Source organism: Alkaliphilus hydrothermalis, assembly GCF_016908555.1.
Classification (GTDB): Bacteria; Bacillota; Clostridia; order Peptostreptococcales; family Natronincolaceae; genus Alkaliphilus; species Alkaliphilus hydrothermalis.
This window is the reverse complement of record NZ_JAFBEE010000003.1, coordinates 13,747-30,569: the sequence shown is the minus strand read 5'-3', so window position 1 is coordinate 30,569 and position 16,823 is coordinate 13,747. Positions and strand designations below refer to the sequence as shown.

Genomic DNA, 16,823 nt, shown 5'->3' with positions numbered 1-16,823 from the left:
CTTACTTAATACAATTAAAAGTATTGAAAATACTGAATTATAGGTCATTTTGTAGTATAATAAGTGTATAGGAAAGTGCTGAAAACAGTAAAAAACCGTACACTTTGGAGGAGCTATGTATAAGAATTCAGTAGGTCAATTGAGATTTGGTGAGGTCGAAATATTTCAAAGAGTCTCATTTCGACTAGATCCTGAAAACAGATGGGTAAAATTAGCTGATTTAATTCCTTGGTGGGAGTTTGAAGAAAAACATATCGACTGCTTTAAAAGTAATGTCTTAGGTCAAGAGGCTTTTACAGTTCGTGTAGCCTTGGGGACTTTGATCATTAAAACAAAGTTAAATATTTCAGATGAAGAAACCGTACTACAAATATCAGAAAATAAGTATTTGCAATACTTTATAGATGTCGATTTAAAAGAGGGAAAGAAACCTGTTGATGCTTCATTGATTACACATTTTAGAAAACGACTAGGTCCAGTAATCCTGATAGAAGAAAATAATCGAATTGCATATGAAGCTGCAAAACGGGAGCAAGATTCCGACGATGACAATGATGGAGATGAACCACCAATAGAATCAAACAATACAGATGAAGCTCCAGAAGATAAACCTAGACAAGGTACTCTTATTTTGGATGCAACCTTTGCCCCAAGTGATATCAAGTATCCTACAGATTTATCTTTGTTGAACAAAGCAAGAGAAAAACTTGAAGTAATGATCGATAAGTTGCATGTGCCAGATATAGGAACGTTGAGAAAACCACTTACAAATAAAAAAGTAGCAAGAAAGGATTTCTTATCAGTAGAGAAGTTACGTAGAAAACCAAAAAATAAATTGAAGCAAGCATTGAGGAAGCAGTTGAAGTATGTCAAGAAAGACCTCGAATTTATTGATGCTTACTTACATGAAAGCCCTGAGCGCTTGAACTTACTTTCATCTAGAGAAATCACAGAACTTTCAACAATCAGAGAACTATATATCCAACAGCAGAAGATGTTCGATGAAGGTATCAAAAGTGTAGAAAATCGAATTGTTAGTATATCCCAACCCCATGTAAGACCAATAGTTCGCGGCAAAGCAGGTTCTGCAGTAGAATTTGGTTGCAAGCTGTTGACAGGTGTTATCAACGGATACAGCGTCATTTTTAAAATGAGTTGGGATAATTTCAATGAGGGCATTTATCTACAAGCAGCAGTAGAAGCTTATGCAGAAGAGTTTGGTTACTATCCGGAAGCTGTCATAGTTGATGCAATTTTCAGAAATAGAGATAACTTAGATATTTAAAGAATCTTGGTATCCGTGTATCTGGTCCAAAGCTAGGTAGAGCTTCCAAAAACATCTCAATCAATGAAAAAAAGATAGCTCAATCAGACTCATCAAAACGCAATGAAGTCGAAGCTAGTTATGGCGTAGCTAAACGTAGATACGGCTTAAATCGTTTTATGTCAAAGCGTAGCGATACAAGTGAGGCCACAATAGCTTTACAATTTCTCGTAATGAACTTAGACAAGCTTGCTAAGCTTTCTTGCGCTCTAAAATATTGTTTGAATCTCATATTAGGATATATTTCCTATGAAAATCAAAGAATATTTGGAGAGCAAATGGAGAAGAGCTTATTGCTTTCTGTTCAGTAAGCCCTAAATAAATTCAATGCTGAAGGATACTATGACCCTACTCCCCATGAAGCACTAACTAATATTGTAAAAAAGGAAAAGGCAGCGTCAAAACCTGCCTTCCGTCCTTTGGTTTATATATGTGCTCCTTTTCGTGGGGCTGTTAAGGAAAATGTATTAAAAGCCACTCAGTTTACAGAGTTCACTTTCAATCGTGGATGTATCCCACTGACCCCACACCTTCTATTCCCATTCATGGATGATAGTAATGAGAAGGAACGTAATCTTGCTATTTTCATGGACATCATCCTTATGGGCAAATGTCAAGAAATATGGGTACTCGGTGATGTTATCTCAAAAGGCATGAGTATTGAAATTGAAAAGGCAAAGAAACGTAGACAACCGGTCAGATATTTCAATAAGGATTTTGAGGAGGTAGAGGCTTTATGAAGATAACATACTGCAATGGCCGAATGGATAAAAAATGGAAAAACAGCGATATTAGCTGGGGAGATTTCTGTTCCCGTGTTAAGACCACACAGCGTACTACTGAAACTGTTGAAGAATACCGGAAAATGAGAAAAGGCGGGCAAGATTCCATCAAGGATGTGGGCGGCTTTGTTGGTGGCCACTTAAAAGATGGCAGACGTAAAAAAGGAAATGTGCTGTCGCGGTCCATGCTGACTCTTGATATGGATTATGGAACAAGTGGTATTTGGGAAGAAATCTGTACCTTCTTCCCTTACCAGTGCTGCATCTATTCTACCCATAAGCATACTCCAGAAAATCCAAGGCTTAGACTAATTATTCCTCTTTCTCGTGATGTGGGAGAAGAAGAATATGCTGCGGTCAGCCGTATGGTAGCAAAGGAAATCGGCATTGACCTTTTTGATGACACGACCTATGAGCCGGAAAGATTGATGTATTGGCCATCTACTTCAAGAAACGGTGTATTTGTATATGAAGAAAAAGATGTCTCCCTCCTTGATCCGGATGAGTTTCTAAATAAATACGATGACTGGCGAGACACAAGTACTTGGCCGGTATCTTCCAGGCAATCTGAGGTGATAGAACGTTCATTAACAGAACAAGCTGATCCACTTTCTAAGGAAGGTGTGATTGGCACTTTTTGCCGTACTTACTCTGTAAGTGATGCAATTGACAAATTTTGGTAAATGTCTATGAGCCTTCAGCAATGGTAGGTCGGTATGATTATATACCAGCCGATTCAAGTGCTGGGGTCATACTCTATGATGATAAATTTGCATACTCCCATCATGCAACAGATCCAGCAAGTGGGAGGTTGCTGAATGCATTTGACCTTGTTCGTATTCATAAGTTTGGCAATTTGGATGATAGAGCATCAGAGAATACTCCACCAAGTAAATTGCCATCTTTTATCAATATGTGTGAATTTGCCATTAAAGATGATGAAGTGAAGGGGCAATTTGCTAAAGAGCGTATGGAGCAGGCAACGGATGATTTTACGGATGATACATGGCAGACAGCTCTTGAACTTGATAAACAGGGCAAGATTAAGGATACCCTCGATAATATTGTCCTTATCATCCGTAATGATAAGGAGCTTGAATCCATTGCTTTTAATAAGCACCGTGATGGAATCGATGCCAGAAATGGTCTGCCTTGGGATCAAATGAAGGCGGTTGGAATGACTCGGATAATGCTGCCCTTAAGAACCTTTTGCGGGGAATGCGGGGATATTTACAGACGGGTCTATTGGAATGTTCACGGTAGAAAAGAGTTTGTTTGGCGATGTGTCACAAGAATCGAGCAAGGTCCCGAAGTCTGCAGGAACCGAACTGTAAAAGAAGGTGATTTATATGATGCGGTTATGACGGCAATAAACAAGCTCCTTGCAGGTGGGGACAACATGATAAGAACCTTGGAAGAAAACAACCATGCAGTAATTGGCGACACCACAGAGTACAAAATTTCAGAGATAAACACCTTGCTTGAAGATAAGCAGAAAGAAGTAATCAACCTCGCCAACAAGGGAAAGGATTACGAATTCTTAGCCGATGAGATTGACAAGCTCAGTGAGGAGCGACAGAGCCTTCTTGTGGAAGATGCATCCTTAAGTGGTGAGAATGAGCGGTCAACGAACTGATAGAAATTATCCGCAAGAATAAATATCGCACTCTACTATACGACGATACGCTTGTAAGGAAGCTCATACAAAACGTCACCGTGTACGAAGACCACTTTGTGGTAAGATTTAAATCTGGCATTGAAATTGAAGTATGAAAACGGATTGAAATAGCCCATGACTCTAGGGTAGAGTTGTGGGTTTTATTCTGGTTATGAAATTATAAGAATATTGGTAAATTTATTGTGCATATCAACCAAATGGTTTATAATATAGTATAGTAGAATATGGAGGTGCTGTATGACTACGGCAGATATGATCAAACAACTGTGTGAACAAATGAATATAAGTGTGGCGGAACTTGCCAGACGTATTGGTCAGACTCCACAGAACTTTTATAAAAAATTGAAACGTGAAACTGTAACCTTGGATGAATTGAAAGCGATAGCTGATGCGTTGGATATTAAGTTTGAGCAGGTATTCATTTTGCCTGATGGCAATGAAATAAAGACAGGAAATGAGTAAAGGAGGTGGCCTAACATGATGATTAGTCCAGAAAGTTATTATGAACAGTATCTTAAAGGAAAAACCAAAGAACAGATAATGACCGCGATTCGGGGACTTAAGCAAGAAATAGGCCGCCTGAAAAATATAATGGAAAGCCCGGAATATGGCACTAAAGAAATCGAGCATCCAAGTGAAGATTCACGACTTCACTGGACTCGTGAAAACCTGGACAGAGCCAGACAAGCCTTTGCCGAAGCTGGTGGAACTTATACCTTATCAAAATCAGAACAAAAGACTGCAGACTTTGATGCGAATATAGATGCCATCAGTAGAATTACTTTTAGTATTGGGGGCTACTTTGGTGGCTATCGCAGTTATGTTGTAGAACTAACAGATGGTTTGAAAGCCTATACAAAATTATGGGAAGATGAAGAACCACTCTCTTTATGGGATGAGTATAACGAAGAGCCCTTCACAAAAGACACTTTTATCGACGCGCTTACGGATATTCACATTGGTGAATGGCGCAGACGATATTCAACTGAGCGTTTCGGATACGTCGTGTGCGATGGTGGTACCCAATGGGAGTTGGAATTTGAATATAACAATGGCCACAGGCCAGTAAGATTCAATGGTGATAATTCATACCCTTATAATTTCGATAAGTTCCAGATGTTATTTGGAATTGACGATGCTGGGGAGGAAGACGAGGATGATTAGATTTTATTCGGTGAAAGAGGTTCACCGTTGGGGACAAATTGCATGAAAACTTTATTGGATGAGCAACTTGAATTTTATTAATATAGGGTGGTGTATTTATGAGTATAAGTCAATACATAAATGAAATAAATAAAGCTTCAAGACATGGTAAATTAGTGTTTTTCGTAGGAGCTGGGCTCTCTTCTTTGTCTGGTTATCCGAGATGGGCAGAACTGGTTGATGTGTTCTATAAAAGACTGTATGGAAAAGATCGAGAAGGAGTATTAACATCAGATGATTACTTACGAATACCGCAAATTTTCTACGATGTATTGGAAGAAAACAAAAAGAATAAGTATGATGAAATATTAAGAGAAGTATTTGATGTAGAAAAGATACCAAATTCAATCCATTATAAAATATTATCTTTGAATCCAGCGCATATAATAACGACAAATTATGATGATCTATTAGAAAAGACATGTTGGCAAAGAGGAAAGTATTACACAAAAATTAGTGCTGAAAAGGACGTTTCTGGAGCTACTTCATCCCGATACTTGGTAAAAGTACATGGGGATTTTAGTCGTGGTTTTAACGCTGATAATGTGGTTTTAAAGGAAAGCGATTATATGAGCTATGACCAAAACTATCCTTTAATAAGTAATTTGATGAAGACAATAATGGCAACTCATACAATAGTATTTATTGGTTATGGATTAGGAGACTACAATATAAATTTATTGCTCAACTGGGTAAAACAATTACAAAAAGATGGATATAATAAACCTTTCTTCATTCGGACTGATCAAGAACCTATCAAAGAAAGCGATGCAAAGTATTTTAAGAATAAGGGATTAAGAATAATTGATTCAGCATCTTTGAAAAAATCGGAAGGTGATGAATATTTAGAACGCTACAATGCTGTTATGGATGTTTTAGTTGATTATAGAAATAACACTGTAAGGATGGAAGATAGTGAAATTATTGAGTTATTTTATCAACAGGTTCAACCTTTGTTTACTTTAAAAAGTATAAGGAAAACTGAATTGAAATATGTTTTTGATAATGATTATTTCTTTAATGTAGATGGACTAATTACAAGTAATAGTTCAACTGGCGAAGGCTATCTGGAAAGGTTTTATAGCATACAGATCAAATCTAATGAAGAGATTGATGAAAACACATGTGAGAAATATAATGCTATTTTAGAATTTTTCTCAAAAAATAATATATTTGGAATGGCTAATAAAACTGAATCAAAAAGTATTAGCATAATTAATAAGGTAACAAACCCTATTTTTGATGCAAACTTCGATGAAGTTGAACAATCAATTGATTCAGAAAATGATGATGTTGAATTCCTTTACAAGAAAGCTTTTTACTTAGCGAGTATGGGAAAGTTGGAAGAAGCGTATAGTTTATATACAAAAATAATTTCTATCACTATAAAGAGTGAAAATCTATGGGTTTACTTTTTATCACAAATTAATCGATATCACTTATATCAATCAATAAAGCAAACAAAGAGGTATCTGGATACAATTGGTATTTTGACATATGGAAGGCATTATCAACCATTTTCTAAACAGTTTATAGAGCAGATAGAAAGTGAATTAAAGAATTTTAATTTAAATGATTTATTTTTAAGTATGCCTAATGAATTTCAAGAAGACTATAAAATCTTGGAGTTCTTAAGCGACAATAAATTTTTATATGATGATACTGTTAAATTATTCGAATTAACAAATAAAGTTAAGGATTCAATGAGCAAAGGCTCTGTAACATTTGGCTTAACGTCAGAAAATGAAATAATGTTAAGAGTTTATGAAACCATAAGATTCCTATTTGATAATCATTTATTAAGCATATCTTTTGGAGAATTTAAGAAATACGTTAAGAATGCCATAATATTACAATTTGAAAAAGCGGAGTATGATTTAACCCGAGATACAGATAGGTTTGGATTCTTGGAAGTAATTAACCGTTCAGGCTTTTATATTGATTATTTTGATTTTGTGATTATTTCAAAAACCTTTAATATAGATGACATAAAATATATTGAAAGGGCTTGTGATATTAGCAGGATAGTATTCAAGGAAGAAGATAAAATTGAAGAATACTTATCAAGACTTATTCTTAAGCTTGAGGCTCATTACACAGGTGATTCATTACAGATGAATATTCTCTTTTATAGTTCCTTTATTAATGAAATTAAATTAGCTGTTTACTTCGCAAAGTATGTATCATTATCTCCACAGTGCATAACAAAGTTGATAAAGGCAATCCTTTACTTGATACCACTTAGAGAACTTGATAACGGAAAAAAATATTTGTGGTGTGAGAGATTAACTAAAAATAATAGTTTACCTGAAGATGCCGTCCAATTAATTGAAAACTTTCTACTAAAAGAAGCTCAAAATCGCAAAGATTCAAATTACTCTGAAATGACATCAAATAATCTCTTTTCACATAACTTTTCTTTGTTGATCCATCATTATTATCCTAAATATATTTCAGAGAGACTATCAAAATATGCTGTTAATATAAATAAATCATCAGGAAATGAAATAGATTACGTATACAAATTATCAAGAATACTAACAGCGGAATCAAAGAAATATTTATTTGAAAACAAAACTATTAAGAATATAAAAGATGTAATTGATGGCATAAATGCCGGTGATATTAATAGTATTGCAGAATACGATGAGCTTGTAGTTGATTATGTATCAGATAGAATATCTGAAATAAACAGCAATAAAGAAAAAGGGGTAACTGTACTTAAAACTGGGGATTATTTGGTAGAATTTGCATCACAGTTTTTTATGGGAGAGCTGAAAAACGAAGAACTAAATGAATACAAAGGTGTAGTAGATGAATACGATATGTTTATTGATCCTAATTGCTTTGACTATTCCAAGTTTGATCCAGTGTGGCTCAAACGCTATTCTGATGAGTTGCTTATGAAGATATCTGAAAATAAACATATGCGTAATAATATATTGAAAATTCTTAAAGAGCGTATAGTTTATTCGAAAGACCACATGTATCTTAGCATTCTGTTAAAACACTTTGTCTAGATGTCATTTTGGATATTTTCCCTCAAACGAGAGGATATGTTGGATATGTTTCCATATACGAGCGTAGATATGTTCCCAACAAGAATAGGGGTTGAAAACTTACTATTGATAGCTATCAATGCAACTCCAAGCATGTGGAGACTGTCGTGAAGATAGAGAAGAAAATAGTTAGATAAATCCATGATTCTATGAGGAATCATATAGAGTTCTGTGTATTTTAAGTATGGAGAAGCGAAATTTTATCTGAAGATTATATATAATGTTATGATAAGGGTGAATACAATGGTTTACTTAAATGTTTTTACATTTCCAAATGAGGATATAGAGTTTGATTTTTTTATGAAGATAAAAAGGACGTGCTATGACTCGTTTTATCCATTTAAGATATTATCAAGACATGGCTTTGAAAGAATTGATTTTGAGCCAGTTACAATTTTATATGGAGGAAATGGTTCAGGAAAATCAACAGCATTAAATGTGATAGCAGAAAAAACAGGAATCCATCGTGATTCTATCTATAATAAATCAAGCTTCTATTCAGATTATGTAAATATGTGTGGGATGCAGCTCGAAGCCGACATTCCTGAAAATAGCAGAATTATTACCAGTGATGATGTGTTTGACTATATGTTGAATATCCGTAATCTCAATAAAGGAGTTGATCAAAAACGTGAAGAACTTTTTGAAGAATATTTGGATGCGAAATATTCCCAATTTCAGATGAAGTCCATGGCAGATTATGAGCAACTTAAAAAAGTAAATGCTGCTAGAAGTAAAACGCAGTCTCGGTTTGTGAGAAATGAATTGATGGATAATGTTCGTGAATACTCGAATGGAGAAAGCGCGTTTTTGTATTTTACAGAAAAAATAGGTGAAAATGGACTGTATATATTAGATGAGCCTGAAAACAGTCTATCTCCAAAGCGCCAGATAGAATTAGTTAAATTTATTGAGGACTCTGCAAGGTATTTTGGATGTCAGTTTATTATATCGACACATTCGCCATTCTTGCTTGCCATAAATGGAGCGAGAATATATGATCTGGATGAAAAACCTGTTGAGGGAAAACGATGGACTGAGTTGGAAAATGTACGTATTTATTTTGAGTTTTTCAAACGACACGAAGAAGAATTTTAATGTTGTTAGGAGTAATAGCGTCAACTACCCATCACCTAAAGGAAATGGGCTTGTAACTGCCCAGTAGTACTAACGGCTAACGCCTCCTACCTTTAACCCCGATAAGCATTAAAGCTTAAAGTGGCGTTACATCATAGGGTGGCTGACAGCACCCTTTACAAAAGAGTTTACTCTGTTGTAACTGCACTAGGTACTTGATTATCAACAAGATAGTTTATTCCCATACGGTGCAGATTCATTGCTCCAATACGGTCATCATTTGACTGATAACCACAGTTTTTGCAAGTAAATAGATGTTTTTTCTTGTTACGATTAGCTTTTTCAGTATGTCCACACTTAGGGCAACATTGGCTCGTATAAGAAGGGTCAACCTTTATTACTGCTGATTCGTTTTGCTTTGCCTTGTAGATTAATTTTTGCTCAAGGTCATAAAATGACCATGATACAGAAACATAGCGGTCTTTGGTGCGAATACGTTCTGTAGCATTACGGACACCTGTTAAATCTTCTAACACAAATAAGGTATGCTTTGGATTACGTTCAACGAGTGCCTTTGATACTTGATGATTTATATCTTGCATCCAACGGTTTTCTCGCTGTCCAATAGCTTTAATTCTTCGTCTTGAAGAAGGTGTTTTTCGTATTTGTAGCTCTTTACGTAGTTTTGAATAGTTTGCTCGTTTTTGTTTGATGGCTTTACCACTTACAAAACCTGATTTATGTTTGCTGTCATAGGTGGTAATTAAAAAATTTATACCCCTATCAATACCTACAACATTGCATACTTCTGACAGGTTACTAGCAGGAACATCATACGTGACAGGAATATGCAGAAAGTATTTTCCATGCTTATTGACAAGTTTTGCAGTGCCAAATTTATAAATGGTTTGGTCAAAATATTTTTCCATACCTTCGGAATAGTAATCTAACTTAATGCGACCCTCAAGTGTGTTTATTGAGAATACATCTTGTGTCAAGGAATAATCCCTATTCCATACCAAATCATATTGTGGTTTCTTAAATACAGGTTTTATCCATTCCTTTTGATTCTCAAGAATAGTTTTATATCTTGCAATAACTGTTTTGAGAACAGATTGAGCCATCTGTGATTTAAGTCCAAATTTTTCACGAAGGGTAGCGTACAAAAATTTATTCAGAGAAAATTGTTTTAGGTCGTGAGTATGGAATATATGATTTGAAACATAGTTACAGGCATTACGATAAATAGACATAGTATTATCAAGCAATACTGTGTCTGCATCCGAAGTTATAATTTGTATTTTTGCTGTAACGGTAATTTGTTCCATAAATACGACCTCACTATTTATTATTCACTAATTATAGTGTATAATAATTATTAGTGAATGTCAAGTAAGGGAGTAGTAGTATGGATACGAATGATAACCGTAAAAACAGGCGTAAATACAGCTTAAAGGCACATATTGAATTAGTCACCAAATATAGAAAACAACTACTTAAAGGCATCATATCGGAAGATATTAAACATCAAATACTATATATTTCTCATACGTATGATTACGAAATAATTGCTATGGAAACGGATAAAGATCATATTCATTTTCTGATCAGCTATGATACCACCGATAGTATATGTGAGATTGTGAAAAGAATAAAACAGGAAACAACATATAGACTGTGGCAAAAACATTCTTTAACGTTATCTAAACACTATTGGAAAAGAAAAATATTTTGGTCAGATGGTTATTTTGCCTGTAGTATCGGTGAAGTATCATCTGCAACAATTCAAAGATATATTGAAACTCAAGGCTAGAAAGGAGCAAGGCACTCCTCCCACCACCTAAAGGTAATGAGTTTCTGTGCCACAAAAATTTATGAATATGATTAGCTCATCCTAGCACTAGCCGATGAGGGGAATTACACTGAAATGTATTGCGTATTAAAAGATATGGTGTCAGATTTTAAAGTCAGTCAGATATCAAGTATGTGCTAACTGCAACACACCATGCACGTGGAATCCATAGTCCTGTTGCAAAGGCGAAAATACTGATGTTTCAAGGGTTTATAGTGGCTAATAAAATAAGTTAGAATGAGGATGTGAGAGGATGACTTTCACGTCTTTTCTTTTTGGTAGAATATAAAATGGTTGCCCTTTTTACATAGATGGTGAGGAACAAATGAAAAATGTCAGGATTATTCCGGTTTTACCGAAAGAAAATAAAAAACTCAAGGTGGCCGCATATTGTCGAGTCAGTACATTTGGACCGGCGCAATTGCGCAGCTTTGAGATGCAGATAAAAACCTATGCAAAAATGATACGCAGCCATCCTGATTGGATTTATGCCGGGGTATTCTATGACATCGAAAGCGGGTTGCTTCGAAGTGGCAGAACCGGGCTGAATAAAATGTTAAAGAAAGCGGCGAAAGGAAGAATAGATTACATCATTACCAAGTAAATAAGCAGGGTGTCACGAGACACTTTGGAGGTTTTGAAAATTATAAGAGTAAATAAAAAACAATGATATGACTGTTAATACACAAAAATAAATTTATATATTAATATTTACAAAGCCAAATAAGTATGATAATTTATATTCAACAAGTTTAATATAAATTATTTAATATAAGCAAATATAAGAAGGGAGGGATTCTATGAGTTTACGATATGGATTACTGGGTTTACTCTGTTATCAAGATATGACAGGTTATGACTTAAATAAAGCTTTTCAATCATCTTTGCAATTTATGTGGAATGTTAAGTCCAGCCAAATATATCGAGAACTATCGAAAATGGAAGATGAAAAATTAGTCACATCACGGATAGAAACACAGGAAAAAAAGTTTGATAGGAAAGTTTATTCAATTACTTCATTAGGAAAAGAGACGTTTCAAGAATGGGTTAAAAAATTTCCTCAGAACCTTATAGCTCCAATTAGAGATGAATTTATTGTAAGAGTATTCTTCGGAGAAGCAGTAGGCTATGATAATTTGATATTTGAAATCCAAAGATTCAAAAGACAACAAGTGGAAGCACTGGATATACTATCGATAGTTGAGGGATCAGCTACAGAAGCAGCGAGAGATGGTGGTTTAGAAACATCATTGTTTTACTGGATGTTAACGATTAGTAGAGCAAGAAAAGCAATTGTGGCAGAAATAGAGTGGTCTGAAGAGACAATTGAGCTAATTAAAAATAAGAGGTGAGAATTTTATGGTGATTATTGAAAAAATTAAACAAACACCAATAACGTGTACTTTTTTATTGCTATCAGTGTTAGTATTTCTTGTTGCACGAATAACAGAACCTGAAAATGTAAGGTTTCTAGCTTTAGACTATAATGAACTACCACAAAGATGGTATACAGTTATTTCTTATGGTGTTGTTCATGTAGAGTGGTACCATATACTAATTAATATGGTAATTTTAGTATTTGTTGGTTCGTGGGTGGAGATGTTACTGGGTTCAAAGAGGTATATCATATTAGTGGTAACTTCTATTCTAGCTGGAGGTTTATCATTAATATTGAGAGAAACAGGTGGTATTGGTTTTAGTGCTGCAGGGGCTGGCATTCTTTTCTATTACTACTTTGCCTTTCCATGGGAAAGAGAGTTGCCATTGAACTTACCGAATATTGTATTACCTTTAGCTATAATGATTCTTTCAGTTCTGGCTATTGTTTTCGGATGGTTACCTTCTATAGGACATTACCCTCATATTGCCGGAGCACTAACTGGGGTTATATTTCTAATGTGTTTTCATAAAAAGCACAATTTAATGGCTTTCAATGATTAAACATTTTTTACATGTATCATGGCATTAAACCAAATATAATACATAAACTCAGTAATAGGTGTCTACCCCAGGGGAATAGGTCTTGTTAAATTGTACAAGAGTAATGTGATATCTATTATATACATGGTCTGCTAAGGATGGATCAGATGTATTTCAATCTAGAGTCTCTACTGGAAGTAGAAAATTCCATCTAGTTAGTAAATCTTTGGACACCAGGAAGTTAGGGCTCAAGAAGTGCGAGTTTAGATTACCATTTTGGCAAACATGGTAAGGAGGTATCTGCTTCAAATATTGCCGCATATGTAAGAATGGCAGATAATTTTAGAAACACGACAATACCAGATAATAACTTAATGTGGTCTAACTTCATCGCATAAGAGCATATTTAACTTATGTTTCCTCAAATTTTATGGAAATTATAATTCTTAAAAAACTATTGACCCTGTTCTAACCCCACACCTTATACTGTTTTTGAGGTGATAAATATGAATTTAAAATAAGAATATGAAAGCAAGTTCAAGGAATATGCAAAACCAACGATTATCTGTTCCCTGTTCAGTAGTTTAATGCATACTGCTGATAAATTAAGAGCAATGTTTTTTATTAGTGGTTTAGCAGCATATATAGGGTTACTAATCGGATGGGAAGAAGTTGAGAAAGCTAATCATATATCAATCAAGTGGAATATTGATTATAATGTAGATTATAGGTGTTGGCATGTTAAATGAAATTGAATGATCTTTGCTCCGGTATTTAGTTTTAATTTTACAAAAGCATATTTTAGAGTGGAGTGATGCTATGGAAAGGAAAAAACTATTTAAAAATGAAGTGATACAACTTTTTAATACAACATCAGAAACTTTGAGACATTATGAGGAAAAAGGACTTTTAGCACCTGAAGTTGGAGAGAACAATTATAGGTATTATGGATTTGAAGATTTACAAAAACTTCGACAAATATTCATGTTTAGAGATTTGGATATATCTATTAAAGAAATGAAGGCGTTAGATGAAGGTAGGTTAAATAAAAAAAATTATATTGAAGTACTTAAGAACCATAGACTTGCTTTAAAACAGAAAATCGAAAGACTTATAAACATAGAGGCTGATTTATTACAACTTATAGATATTTTAGAAAAAGGAGAAAATAGGCCCTCGTATCTCTTGAGATCAGAGAAAAGCAGACAATTTTATCTTCTAAGTCCTTTTGAGTCAGATGTCATGTCATCGCCAAAAGCATATTATGATCATCATCAAAGCATAATCAAAAGGAATAACTATTCAGAAAGAACCATTCAGATAACATATGATTATGAGAATCTACAGAGTGGAGAGTTTATAAATGCCCAGCTTTGTATTGAAATAACAGATGAGGAAGACAAGCTAGAACTAGAAAAGGATAACGGGGAATTACTGAGTTTGCCTAAAGGTTATTACTTATCAATATTTTATCCATTTAGGCACGGGAAGTTCGATGAACTAAAAAAAATGCATGAAGAGATAGAATTGTATCTTAAAGATAATAATCTAAGTAGAATTGGAAATGTTGTAATCGAGAAAGAACATCCTGAGTTGTCTTTGTTTCTTGCTAAAGATACATCAGTATTTGAACTAAAAATTAGAGTTAAAAAAAATAATTGTGTATTGGAGGAGATAAAATGAAAGATCAAACACAGAAAACTGAATTTTCTGGCATTACAGGAAAAGTTTCAGCATGGATGATGAGCGGTTGGCCTCGGAAAATACTTGAAGTACAACTCTTGGGAATCCCTTACCTTTAATGCTTAATATACTAAGTCTTAAAGGCGATGAAGTCATAGTAGATTCTGGATGTGGTTCAGGATTTTATAGTTTAGAGATTACTAAAAGGTTAGTAGATGGAAAAGTAATTAGTGTAGATATATCTGATGAAATGCTTGCTAAACTCCGAAGACAAGTGGATAAAAAACGTTTGAATAATAGTATTGACATAAGGAAAGGCGATTGTGCATATCTTCCTGTGGAAGACAATTCTGCTGATGTAGGAATTATTGTGGCGGTTTGGCATCATTTGAAAGACCCAGATAAAGCAAATAAAGAACTGTTTAGGGTAATAAAACCTTCTGGACGCATAGTAGCAATAGATTTTAAAAATGGAGGACATCATAAGCAAGATATTGAAAACAAACATAAAACATTAGGCATTGAGGAAATGAAATCTATACTTAAGGATGCTGGATTTGTAAATATTAAAGCTGAAATTGTAGGAAGCTGGGTTGTTGGATATGCTGACAAGCCTTAGAAAGCTAGAAAGGTTAAAGTGACAAGATAGAGATCGAAATCTCACTTTATTAGGGGTGATAAAATGACATATAATGCAATTGAAGAATATAAGAACTATATAAACACATCCTTACATAAGGATGAAAGCAAATCATTTGATAGATACCATGTTTTTTCAGAAATGGCTAAACAGTTTTCTATTAAAAAAGCTATGTATCCTGGTTCTTATATTCACATTACACCTTCTTTTATAATTCCAGAAGTGATTTATGTGGATACAGATAAGAAAGCATTAAAGTTTTTTAAAAATGAGAAAGAGATTATTAATTATATAGAGAGCAATAAAATATATAGTGATAGGACCATAGTTAGATTTGAACCAAAGGATTATTGGATGAATCTTTCGGTTTCTAAAGGATATTGTGACCTATTAATATCACAATATGCAGGATTCATCTCTCAAGCCTGTAAAAAATATTTAAAAAAGGGAGGCGTATTATTAGCTAATGATAGTCATGGAGATGCTGCAATGGCATATGTAGATGCAGAGTTTGAGTTTATTGGGGTTTTAGAATATGGTAACGGTAAGTATAATTTTTCAAACGAGGATTTGGAGAGATATTTTACCTTTAAACGGGATAGACCTATAGATATTACCAAGGTAAAAAAGTTAATGAAAGGACCTAGGTATAAACATACTGCGGAATATTATATATTTGAAAAGATTTCAGATTAAGCATTTCATTTTTATATATACGCTTAGCAACCTTAAAGAGCTCTATTCATAAGGAATATAAATAAATTCAAATACATTATAGTAAGAATGATTAGTTTCACAAAACCAATTTAAGATAAGCTTCCGATTCTAAGTTTTATTATTAATTTTTATTCCATTTAAAACCTGAATTTCTTTTTCTTGACTAAATGCAAAATATATATTACAATTATATGTAATATATACTTTGCATTTATTTATTAAAAATCGAGGTGATTTATATAGTTAAGAACAGTGTTAAACTAAGCCGTATTGAAAAACAACTCACTCAAGAAGAGCTTGCTGAAAAAGTAGGTGTAACAAGACAAACGATTGGTCTTATAGAGAAAGAGAAATATAACCCAACAATAGCCTTAGGGCTTAAGTTATGCAAAGTTCTAAATAAGTCTCTTGATCAATTATTTTGGTTAGAGGAGGATGTAAATGAAAAATGATGAAAGAGTAAGTGCAGATGTTAAAATAGCGAAAAGCATTGGCTATACGATTTTTTGGTTTGGAATATTTGCAGTGCTATTGTATCGGTGGTTTATCTTGAATCAAACTCTTATGGATACACTTGACTTCTTTTTAGTTTGGTTTATTGCATCATTAGCTCAATTTTTTACATTAGCGATAAAAGGTATCCCCATGACGTACCCTGTTCCAATGAACAAAAAAGAGCAGATTTACTTTGTTTTTCTAATTCCATTATTGACCGGCATTCTAACAGCGCTTACTGTTTTTTCAAAGATAGGGATGAATATTAGAGGTATTTTTGGCGGGTTTTCAGTGAGTTTTTTTGTTACGCTATTTCTATTTTTTCTATATAAGATTATTCTTCGATTATGGGAAAAAAGGAATATGTAGAGTACCATGAGTAATAATAGGAAA

18 protein-coding genes and 1 pseudogene are annotated in these 16,823 nt (G+C 34.0%); 18 read left to right on the top strand and 1 reads right to left on the bottom strand.

The annotated features are described in order from the left end of the window. Positions 1-115: 115 nt before the first annotated feature. The 8 genes and pseudogenes from JOC73_RS03395 (at position 116) to JOC73_RS03360 (ending at position 9,144) form a co-directional block, all read left to right on the top strand. Positions 116-1,635: pseudogene (locus JOC73_RS03395) on the top strand (IS5 family transposase). Positions 1,636-1,743: 108 nt separating this feature from the next. Next, positions 1,744-2,064: a DUF7768 domain-containing protein gene (locus JOC73_RS03390; protein WP_330613085.1), complete on the top strand. Its 321-nt coding sequence runs from the start codon at positions 1,744-1,746 to the stop codon at positions 2,062-2,064. Further along, positions 2,061-2,789, top strand: coding sequence for a hypothetical protein (locus JOC73_RS15380; protein WP_330613084.1), 729 nt, complete (start codon positions 2,061-2,063; stop codon positions 2,787-2,789). Before JOC73_RS03390 ends, JOC73_RS15380 begins: the two co-directional genes overlap by 4 nt. Positions 2,790-2,917: 128 nt before the next feature. Beyond that, on the top strand, positions 2,918-3,742 hold the full coding sequence (locus tag JOC73_RS15550; protein WP_330613083.1) for a zinc ribbon domain-containing protein: 825 nt from the start codon (positions 2,918-2,920) through the stop codon (positions 3,740-3,742). Between the two features lie 279 nt (positions 3,743-4,021). Further along, positions 4,022-4,246, top strand: a complete 225-nt coding sequence (locus JOC73_RS03375) for a helix-turn-helix domain-containing protein (RefSeq protein ID WP_204400453.1) — start codon at positions 4,022-4,024, stop codon at positions 4,244-4,246. A gap of 15 nt (positions 4,247-4,261) precedes the next feature. After that, positions 4,262-4,948 carry a hypothetical protein gene (locus JOC73_RS03370; protein ID WP_204400452.1) on the top strand — a complete coding sequence of 229 codons (687 nt, stop codon included), beginning with the start codon at positions 4,262-4,264 and terminating at the stop codon, positions 4,946-4,948. 98 nt (positions 4,949-5,046) lie between these two features. Next, entirely contained in the window at positions 5,047-8,007 is a 2,961-nt protein-coding gene (locus JOC73_RS03365; RefSeq protein WP_204400451.1) for an SIR2 family protein, read from the top strand. A gap of 282 nt (positions 8,008-8,289) precedes the next feature. Further along, entirely contained in the window at positions 8,290-9,144 is an 855-nt protein-coding gene (locus JOC73_RS03360) for an AAA family ATPase (protein WP_204400450.1), read from the top strand. A gap of 167 nt (positions 9,145-9,311) precedes the next feature. Here the strand turns inward: JOC73_RS03360 and JOC73_RS03355 are convergent, their stop codons facing one another. Next, positions 9,312-10,451 carry an RNA-guided endonuclease TnpB family protein gene (locus JOC73_RS03355; RefSeq protein WP_204400449.1) on the bottom strand — a complete coding sequence of 380 codons (1,140 nt, stop codon included), beginning with the start codon at positions 10,449-10,451 and terminating at the stop codon, positions 9,312-9,314. 80 nt (positions 10,452-10,531) lie between these two features. On the opposite strand from JOC73_RS03355, the gene tnpA reads away from it, so the two are divergent. The 10 genes from tnpA to JOC73_RS03310 all read left to right on the top strand — a co-directional run bounded on the left by tnpA (position 10,532) and on the right by JOC73_RS03310 (position 16,799). Beyond that, the gene (gene tnpA, locus JOC73_RS03350; RefSeq protein WP_204400448.1) at positions 10,532-10,936 is read left to right on the top strand and encodes an IS200/IS605 family transposase; all 405 of its coding nucleotides are present in this window, start codon (positions 10,532-10,534) and stop codon (positions 10,934-10,936) included. 364 nt (positions 10,937-11,300) lie between these two features. Continuing rightward, positions 11,301-11,579, top strand: coding sequence for a recombinase family protein (locus JOC73_RS03345; protein ID WP_243427848.1), 279 nt, complete (start codon positions 11,301-11,303; stop codon positions 11,577-11,579). Positions 11,580-11,775: 196 nt separating this feature from the next. Beyond that, the gene (locus JOC73_RS03340; RefSeq protein ID WP_204400447.1) at positions 11,776-12,327 is read left to right on the top strand and encodes a PadR family transcriptional regulator; all 552 of its coding nucleotides are present in this window, start codon (positions 11,776-11,778) and stop codon (positions 12,325-12,327) included. 7 nt (positions 12,328-12,334) lie between these two features. Then, positions 12,335-12,916: a rhomboid family intramembrane serine protease gene (locus JOC73_RS03335; protein ID WP_204400446.1), complete on the top strand. Its 582-nt coding sequence runs from the start codon at positions 12,335-12,337 to the stop codon at positions 12,914-12,916. 798 nt (positions 12,917-13,714) lie between these two features. Continuing rightward, positions 13,715-14,578: a MerR family transcriptional regulator gene (locus JOC73_RS03330; protein WP_204400445.1), complete on the top strand. Its 864-nt coding sequence runs from the start codon at positions 13,715-13,717 to the stop codon at positions 14,576-14,578. Then, entirely contained in the window at positions 14,575-14,697 is a 123-nt protein-coding gene (locus tag JOC73_RS15255; RefSeq protein ID WP_279381023.1) for a hypothetical protein, read from the top strand. The genes JOC73_RS03330 and JOC73_RS15255 overlap by 4 nt, the downstream gene beginning before the upstream one ends. Continuing rightward, positions 14,697-15,197, top strand: a complete 501-nt coding sequence (locus JOC73_RS03325; protein WP_204400444.1) for a class I SAM-dependent methyltransferase — start codon at positions 14,697-14,699, stop codon at positions 15,195-15,197. The genes JOC73_RS15255 and JOC73_RS03325 overlap by 1 nt, the downstream gene beginning before the upstream one ends. A 63-nt stretch (positions 15,198-15,260) precedes the next feature. Beyond that, the gene (locus JOC73_RS03320; RefSeq protein ID WP_204400443.1) at positions 15,261-15,914 is read left to right on the top strand and encodes a hypothetical protein; all 654 of its coding nucleotides are present in this window, start codon (positions 15,261-15,263) and stop codon (positions 15,912-15,914) included. Positions 15,915-16,165: 251 nt separating this feature from the next. Continuing rightward, the gene (locus tag JOC73_RS03315) at positions 16,166-16,387 is read left to right on the top strand and encodes a helix-turn-helix transcriptional regulator (protein ID WP_330613080.1); all 222 of its coding nucleotides are present in this window, start codon (positions 16,166-16,168) and stop codon (positions 16,385-16,387) included. Then, a complete protein-coding gene (locus tag JOC73_RS03310) occupies positions 16,377-16,799 on the top strand; it encodes a hypothetical protein (RefSeq protein WP_204400442.1) in 423 nt (140 codons plus the stop codon). The genes JOC73_RS03315 and JOC73_RS03310 overlap by 11 nt, the downstream gene beginning before the upstream one ends. Positions 16,800-16,823: the final 24 nt, after the last annotated feature.

What these genes read in the sequence shown, in the direction of transcription:
- JOC73_RS03375 (WP_204400453.1), top strand. Translation starts at nt 4,022, where the DNA reads ATGACTACGGCAGATATGATCAAACAACTGTGTGAACAAATGAATATA.
- JOC73_RS03345 (WP_243427848.1), top strand. Translation starts at nt 11,301, where the DNA reads ATGAAAAATGTCAGGATTATTCCGGTTTTACCGAAAGAAAATAAAAAA.
- JOC73_RS03310 (WP_204400442.1), top strand. Translation starts at nt 16,377, where the DNA reads ATGAAAAATGATGAAAGAGTAAGTGCAGATGTTAAAATAGCGAAAAGC.
- JOC73_RS03335 (WP_204400446.1), top strand. Translation starts at nt 12,335, where the DNA reads ATGGTGATTATTGAAAAAATTAAACAAACACCAATAACGTGTACTTTT.
- JOC73_RS03365 (WP_204400451.1), top strand. Translation starts at nt 5,047, where the DNA reads ATGAGTATAAGTCAATACATAAATGAAATAAATAAAGCTTCAAGACAT.
- JOC73_RS03360 (WP_204400450.1), top strand. Translation starts at nt 8,290, where the DNA reads ATGGTTTACTTAAATGTTTTTACATTTCCAAATGAGGATATAGAGTTT.
- JOC73_RS03340 (WP_204400447.1), top strand. Translation starts at nt 11,776, where the DNA reads ATGAGTTTACGATATGGATTACTGGGTTTACTCTGTTATCAAGATATG.
- JOC73_RS15380 (WP_330613084.1), top strand. Translation starts at nt 2,061, where the DNA reads ATGAAGATAACATACTGCAATGGCCGAATGGATAAAAAATGGAAAAAC.
- JOC73_RS03355 (WP_204400449.1), bottom strand. Translation starts at nt 10,451, where the DNA reads ATGGAACAAATTACCGTTACAGCAAAAATACAAATTATAACTTCGGAT.
- JOC73_RS03325 (WP_204400444.1), top strand. Translation starts at nt 14,697, where the DNA reads ATGCTTAATATACTAAGTCTTAAAGGCGATGAAGTCATAGTAGATTCT.
- JOC73_RS03330 (WP_204400445.1), top strand. Translation starts at nt 13,715, where the DNA reads ATGGAAAGGAAAAAACTATTTAAAAATGAAGTGATACAACTTTTTAAT.
- tnpA (WP_204400448.1), top strand. Translation starts at nt 10,532, where the DNA reads ATGGATACGAATGATAACCGTAAAAACAGGCGTAAATACAGCTTAAAG.
- JOC73_RS15255 (WP_279381023.1), top strand. Translation starts at nt 14,575, where the DNA reads ATGAAAGATCAAACACAGAAAACTGAATTTTCTGGCATTACAGGAAAA.
- JOC73_RS03320 (WP_204400443.1), top strand. Translation starts at nt 15,261, where the DNA reads ATGACATATAATGCAATTGAAGAATATAAGAACTATATAAACACATCC.
- JOC73_RS03370 (WP_204400452.1), top strand. Translation starts at nt 4,262, where the DNA reads ATGATGATTAGTCCAGAAAGTTATTATGAACAGTATCTTAAAGGAAAA.